At 42.0% G+C, this 6,828-nt stretch carries 9 protein-coding genes; 6 read left to right on the forward strand and 3 right to left on the reverse strand.

Features of this window, described 5'->3' with window-relative positions; all coding sequences use genetic code 11:
• On the forward strand, positions 1-266 hold a 266-nt coding region (locus K8S13_RS15090), incomplete at its 5' end, for a tyrosine-type recombinase/integrase (protein WP_291463722.1).
• A gap of 188 nt (positions 267-454) precedes the next feature.
• Here the strand turns inward: K8S13_RS15090 and K8S13_RS25720 are convergent.
• The gene (locus tag K8S13_RS25720; RefSeq protein ID WP_367172633.1) at positions 455-568 is read right to left on the reverse strand and encodes a dual CXXC motif small (seleno)protein; all 114 of its coding nucleotides are present in this window, start codon (positions 566-568) and stop codon (positions 455-457) included.
• 174 nt (positions 569-742) lie between these two features.
• On the opposite strand from K8S13_RS25720, the gene gpt reads away from it, so the two are divergent.
• Complete coding sequence (gpt, locus tag K8S13_RS15095) at positions 743-1,225, forward strand: xanthine phosphoribosyltransferase (protein WP_291463724.1); 483 nt, start codon at positions 743-745, stop codon at positions 1,223-1,225.
• 50 nt (positions 1,226-1,275) lie between these two features.
• Here the strand turns inward: gpt and K8S13_RS15100 are convergent, their stop codons facing one another.
• The gene (locus K8S13_RS15100; protein WP_291463726.1) at positions 1,276-2,505 is read right to left on the reverse strand and encodes an argininosuccinate synthase; all 1,230 of its coding nucleotides are present in this window, start codon (positions 2,503-2,505) and stop codon (positions 1,276-1,278) included.
• Positions 2,506-2,723: 218 nt separating this feature from the next.
• Here K8S13_RS15100 and K8S13_RS15105 point away from each other — a divergent pair, with 218 nt between their 5' ends.
• The gene (locus K8S13_RS15105) at positions 2,724-3,377 is read left to right on the forward strand and encodes a class I SAM-dependent methyltransferase (protein WP_291463728.1); all 654 of its coding nucleotides are present in this window, start codon (positions 2,724-2,726) and stop codon (positions 3,375-3,377) included.
• A 28-nt stretch (positions 3,378-3,405) separates the two neighbouring features.
• Complete coding sequence (locus tag K8S13_RS15110) at positions 3,406-4,569, forward strand: ATP-binding protein (protein WP_291463729.1); 1,164 nt, start codon at positions 3,406-3,408, stop codon at positions 4,567-4,569.
• A gap of 42 nt (positions 4,570-4,611) precedes the next feature.
• Here the strand turns inward: K8S13_RS15110 and K8S13_RS15115 are convergent, their stop codons facing one another.
• The gene (locus K8S13_RS15115; protein ID WP_291463730.1) at positions 4,612-4,884 is read right to left on the reverse strand and encodes a hypothetical protein; all 273 of its coding nucleotides are present in this window, start codon (positions 4,882-4,884) and stop codon (positions 4,612-4,614) included.
• 294 nt (positions 4,885-5,178) lie between these two features.
• Between K8S13_RS15115 and K8S13_RS15120 the strand changes: the two genes are divergently transcribed.
• Positions 5,179-6,288 carry a mechanosensitive ion channel family protein gene (locus K8S13_RS15120; RefSeq protein ID WP_291463732.1) on the forward strand — a complete coding sequence of 370 codons (1,110 nt, stop codon included), beginning with the start codon at positions 5,179-5,181 and terminating at the stop codon, positions 6,286-6,288.
• Positions 6,269-6,828: dihydropteroate synthase (locus K8S13_RS15125; protein WP_291463734.1), on the forward strand; the 560-nt coding region annotated here is incomplete at its 3' end. The genes K8S13_RS15120 and K8S13_RS15125, both read left to right, overlap by 20 nt.

Here is a 6,828-nt window from a genome sequence, read left to right on the forward strand (position 1 = left end):
AGTCAAATGAATACCGGCGATATCACCTGCATGATACCCACGTTCAAAAAGCCATAAAGAAGGCTGTCAGAAAATCAAAGCTGCTCAAAAGAGCCTCGGCTCATACCTTTCGCCATAGTTTTGCAAGCCATCTGCTCCAGGCAAACTATGATATCAGGACTATTCAGGAGCTTTTAGGGCACAGTGATGTCAGGACAACGATGATTTATACTCATACCATTAAATCAAGAACACTTAAGGAGATAAAGAGTCCGCTGGATTTCTAAAGCTAAGACAGTGCTCCGCCCTGTCGATTACATTAATCGCGGTTGAAAATTGATTAATAATTTTATATAAGGCAAAGGAGAAAAAGGCAATAGGAAAGGACCCGGTTAAATCTTTTTACCTGGAATGTCGGGAGCAAATAGATGAATTTAATTTTATGATTTTTTAAGGGTTTTTTCCAGGAATTCAATTACAATCTGTTCACAGGAACATTGGCCAGTTTCTCCTCAAGGTATTCGTCCATGAGATCTTTATACTTGTCCTCGGGATAATTAATTGTGCAGGACCTGCAGCAAAAATAGATTTTTGTTCAGGTCCGTTTAATATATAGTTTTCCACCGCAGTTCAAACATCTTTCTTTTATATCTTTCAAGACTTTTATCCTTTATTTTTTACTATCTTGTGGATAAAATAATGCCAAATATGATAAAAGTCAAAGATAATACAACAATATAGATAATAGGAGCCTTGACTATCAATGGATAGAAAAGAAGACAGATACAACCGGAATTATCCCATTTCCTGGGAGCAGCTCCACAGGGATTCAAAAGCCCTGTCATGGAGACTCCATGACATTGAAAAACCATGGAGAGGGATTGTTGCAGTTACGCGGGGAGGTCTTGTTCCTGCTGCAATTATTGCCCGGGAACTTGGGATATACTATATTGATACGGTCTGCATCTCCACCTATGACTGGAAAGAACAGGGGGAGCCGAAAATCCTGAAAAATATTGATGATTCAGGTGAAGGACTTTTAATTATTGATGATCTTGTGGACACGGGCTCAACAGCCAGGATTGTCAGGAAAATGCTTCCAGATGCCTATTTCGCAACCGTATATGCCAAACCTGCTGGCAAACCTTTGGTGGATGCCTATGTGACGGAAGTCAGCCAGGATACCTGGATACTTTTTCCATGGGATTCGGAGTCCCAGTTTGTAGAACCTATTGCCGGAAAATAAAATCTCCTGCCCGGCGGATTAAACCGTGACTTCCGGGCAGGAGATCTTAATTATTTTCTTTTATCTATGATATTTCTGTGGGCCATCAGCCTGATGGCATTGATTTTGATAAATCCTTCCGCATCTTCCTGATTGTAACCGCCTTCAATATCCATGGAAGATAGATCCTGGTCATACAGGGATGAAGGACTTGTCCTGGCAATGGGATATGCCGTGCCTTTATAGAGTTTCAGAGTGACGTCACCATCAATGACTTCCTGGCTTTTATCAATGGCCACCATGAGAAATTCCATTTCAGGACTGAACCAGAAGCCATTGTAAACCAGTTCTGCAAATTTGCTGGAAAACATGTCCCTCAGCCGCATGACCTCTCTGTCCATGGCAATGCCTTCAATGTCTTTGTGGGCTTCATGGAGAATGGTGCCTCCGGGTGTTTCATACACACCTCGGGATTTAATCCCCACAAACCGGTTTTCAACCATGTCAAGCCGCCCGATACCATTCTCCCGGCCCAATTCATTGAGATATTCAAATAGTTCAAGGGCATCGGTTTTAACCGTGTTATTATCAAGATTGGTGACTTTAACCGGGATACCATCTTTGAATTCGATTTTTATTTTTGTGGGGTTGTCCGGTGCATTTTCAGGGGATACGGTATGGGAATAAATACTTTCTTCGCATTCATGGCCAGGGTCTTCAATAATGCCGGCTTCATGGGAAATATGCAGCAGGTTGTCATCTTCACTATAGGGTTTGGATGCCGTTTGCTTGGTTGGAATGCCATGCTTTTCAGCATAATCAAGAAGATCGGTTCTTCCTTTGAAGGCACTTAAAAAATCAGTGTTTTTCCAGGGCGCAATGACCTTGATTTTGGGATTCAGGGCATAGTATGACAATTCAAACCGGACCTGGTCATTGCCTTTGCCTGTTGCGCCATGGGATACATACTCAGCACCCACCTGTTTTGCAATTTCTATCTGCTTTTTTGCAATGATAGGGCGGGCAATGGCAGTCCCTAAAAGGTATCTGCCCTCATATATTGTATTGGCTTTATATACGGGAAAGATATAATCAGTGACAAATTCTTTTTTCATGTCCTCGATAAATACTTTGGATGCACCGATTTTTAATGCCTTTTGTTCTGCAGCCTGAAAGTCTTCTTTTTGGCCGATGTCGGCCATATAGGCGAATACTTCATAGCCTTGTTCCAACAGCCATTTTAATATAACAGAGGTATCAAGACCTCCTGAATAGGCAAGAACAATTTTTCCTTTTGACATTGGATCTCCTTTATTTTCTTAAATTTCAATTGTTTTTATATATCACGGATTATTAATGAAGAAAAATAATAAAATAGTCAACAAGAAATGGTTTTGATGAGGTCCTTCTATATACACTGGGTCCGGTACTATAAGATTTACTGGATATTTTTATGTTGTTAAGCAGGGTTTATTTAAGTAGAGTTGGGTTTAAACGATATTTATGACAGGACTTTTTTATGGGATTATATAAAACAACCATTTTACCAAGACTGACCCACTGGGTATGCAGTCAGAGTGATATATCAAAACTGCGCAGAGAGGTGGTGCCCCAGGCAAAGGGAAGAGTCCTGGAAGTCGGTATCGGATCGGGTTTGAATCTGCCCTTTTATGATCCGGCTAAAGTGAAACAGGTCTGGGGCGTGGATCCTTCTTACGAGTTGCGGGCGGTGGCTGAGAAAAAGGCGGATGATCTGGCATTTGATCTTGAATTTATCGGTTTGTCAGGCGAAGACATCCCGTTGGAAAAGAATGCGGCAGATACAGTGTTGGTGACGTATACCTTATGCTCAATTCCTGATGTATTAAGAGCCTTGAAGGAAATGAACAGGGTCCTGAAACCCGGTGGTGAATTGATTTTTTGCGAACACGGAAACGCACCTGATGAGCATATTCGCAGATGGCAAAAAAAGATAAACCCTATCTGGACAAAGATCAGCGGTGGCTGTCATCTGAACCGGCCCATTGCGGACCTCATAAAAGAGAGCGGATTTAAAATCAGACATCTGGATACAAGCTATAGCAGTTCGTTTAAAATCGTTAGTTTTATTTACCGGGGAATGGCTGTCCATGGAAAATTGTTTTTAACAATAATAAAGGAAAAACATCGATAACAGGAAGTCCCGGATACAGAGGAACGGCATGAAAAAGGATGAAAAAGTCTACAGAAACCTTCAAAAACACCTGGACAGTCAGGCCGTTGGTTTCCCTGCCACAAGTACAGGTGTTGAAATCAGGGTATTAAAGCATATTTTTTCACCACGGCAGGCAAAGATTGCCATATGCTTGAACTATAAACCTGAACCGCTTGAAATCATTTATAAAAGGGCTCAAAGCCTGGTTGAGTCTTCAAATGAGCTTTCAGACATCCTGGATGCCATTGAGAAAAAAGGAGGGATTGAAGCATGGGAAAAAGGGAAAAAAAGATATTATTGCAATGCTCCCTTTGTCGTGGGGATGTATGAATTTCAGCTTGGTAAATTGACACCTGAATCAATTAAAGATTTTGATGAATATTTTTCAGACAGAAAGTTCGGGGTGGAATTTTTAAGCACGGAATTGCCTCAAATGCGAACCATACCCATTGCCAAAAGTATTTCCATTAAAAGCCATGTCAGTACATTCGATGAAGTTGCAGCTCTATTGAAAAAATCCGACACAGCCCTTGCCATCTGTGAATGTATCTGCCGACAGAAAAAAGACTTGCAGGGAAAACCCTGTCAGGTTACAGATCGAAAGGAAACCTGTCTTGCAGTTGGAAACTTAGCACAGGCGGCTGTCAAGCATGGCCTGGGAAGAGGCATTGATCTGGAAGAGGCAATGTCGATTCTTGAAAAAAATCAACAAGAGGGATTGGTTCTCCAGCCATCCAATACGGAACAGGTCGATTTTATCTGCTCCTGTTGCGGATGCTGTTGTGGCATGCTTCAGATTCACAAGAGCATACCGAAGCCCGTGGATTTCTGGGCTTCAAATTTTTATGCCAAGATCGATACAGGCTATTGCGAAGGCTGCGGTAATTGTGAAAAAAGATGCCAGGTGGGCGCAATAAAACTATCTGAAAAGACAAAGCAGGCATCAATCGACCTCAATCGGTGTGTCGGTTGCGGCCTCTGCGTGCCTGTCTGTCCTCAAAAAGCGGTAACACTTATAAAAAAATCTGCTGAAATCAAGCCGCCGTCAACACGGGAAGATCTGTATGATATCATCATGTCCAAAAAGAAGGGAAAACTTGGGAAATTAAAACTAACAGGGAAACTGATAATAGATGCCGTAACAACAGGGCAAACCCATTTGTTTAAATAAGTCCTGACAAGTTTCACGATCAGCAGTTAGCCTTAATCTATGTTACATTTGTTTGTCTTCGGGTGTGGCCCACAGAATATGATCCTTGTTAATAAATAACGTTTCGTGTTTTTCCGGATTTTCAAAGCCGGCCTTATACAGTGTTGAATTCATCAGAATTAAAAAAGGTTCACGATCGCTGCTGATCAAATCACTTAATCTGTTGTAACCCGGCGCTCTATCTATATTTACACAGGCATTTATTTGAGTACCATCCACAAGGGCAACTCTGATAGTATGGGAATTAATGTCTTTGTAAAATTCCTGGCTATCCATAATGACCTCCTTTGATTTAAAAAAATGAAAATTTTTTAGTTGTGCATTTATTCAGGATTACTTGCTGATTGAAAGAATGTTAACCCAATAAAATCCATGAAGAAAATGCTTAATAATTTATTTTGAGTCGTTCAATATCATAACATAGATTGTATTGATTTTTAAAGGATCATTAAATTTTATAGAGAAAAGATACTGAAGCAGTATGAGCTGACAAGACTGTTGACTACAGTCTTGCACCAGGCTATAGAAGTGAGAATAAAAAGTGAAATGTGAATTAGAACAGGAAAACTAATGAATTTTGAAAAAGAGCAATTACTGGAGTTGCTGGCGCAGATAGCGCCTAATCGTTATCTTCAGGCCGTGTTGATTATCCTCTTGTTTTTTGGCCTGGCAAAGATCATCGATGTGATCATCACCCGCGTAATCAAAAAATGGATAGAAAAGACCAATCTCAAGTTAGATGACCAGGTTCTTGCTATTTTTCATAAGCCCGTCTTTCTCAGTATCATACTATTCGGTCTTGCCCTGGCCACGGAAAGATTGGAGTTTAAAGAGACCATAAACTTCATAACCCTGGGCGGCCTGAAAACTGTGGCTATTTTTTTCTGGGCAGCGGCTGCAGCAAGATTTCTTAAGCTTTTACTCAACCTGGTGAGTCACGACGACAGTCGGTTTAAGTTGATACAGGACCGGACACTTCCCTTGTTCAGCAATCTGTTGATTCTTCTGGTAACAGGATTGTCAATTTATATTATTTTTCTGGTATGGGCTATTGATCTGACAGCCTGGGTAGCTTCTGCCGGTATACTGGGTCTTGCCATCTCTTTTGCCGCAAAAGACACTTTGGCCAATTTGTTTTCTGGTGTATTTATCATGGCAGATGCTCCCTACAAAATAGGAGATTTCATCGTTCTTGATTCAGGGGAGCGGGGAGCGGTGACAAACATCGGTATTCGCAGCACACGTCTTTTGACCCGTGATGATGTGGAAATAACAGTGCCCAATTCCATCATGGGAAATACCAAGATTACCAATGAAGCCGGCGGCAGGCATGAAAAATTCCGTATCCGTGTCAAGGTGGGAGTTGCCTATGGATCGGATATTGACAAGGTCCAAAGCGTATTGTTTGATGTGGCAACAAATTTTCCAAATGTCTGCAAAATTCCTAAACCGCGTGTGCGGTTTCGGGCCTTTGGAGACTCAAGCCTTGACCATGAATTATTGTGCTGGGTCAATAAACCGGTATTGCGCGGTAAAGTATCGCACATGCTTAATACTGCTGTTTATAAACGATTTCTGGAAGAAGGCATTGAGATACCCTTTCCTCAGCGGGATGTGCATATTCAGTCTGCATCGGCAGACAATGCAGATATTGACTTATATGAAACTGATTGCAGATAATCTTAGAATTACAAAAACAGCTATCCAGCATGCGCTTAAGGCTTCTGACCCCAAGCCCATACAGGAACTTGTGAAGCAGTGTGTGGAAAAAGGGGCATGGGCCATTGATGTGAATACCGGGCCTTTGGGTAAATTTCCTGAAAAGGGCATGGTATTTTTTATTGAGGCAGTACAGAGTGTGACAGATCTGCCGTTGCTCATTGATACTTCCAATCCGGCTGCCATGAGAGCAGGGCTTGAGGCTGCAGACAACAAGGCGATCATTAACGGGTTTTCCCTTGAATCCCATAAGCTGGAGAAAATTTTACCCCTGGCAGAGGAGTATGATACCGATATCGTCGGGTTCCTTCTGTATCCTGACAGCCGGGTTCCAAAGGATGAGGCTGAGCGGTTTGAGATCGCCCTTGAGCTGCTTGAACAGGCTGAAGCGGCCGGGGTTTCAAAAGAACGGATCATTATTGACCCGGTTGTACCGCCTTTGGCCTGGGAAGACGGGATTGTTCAGGCAAGGGCTGTTTTGAATGTTATAAGGATGTTACC

The sequence above is a fragment of the Desulfobacula sp. genome, from assembly GCF_021107415.1.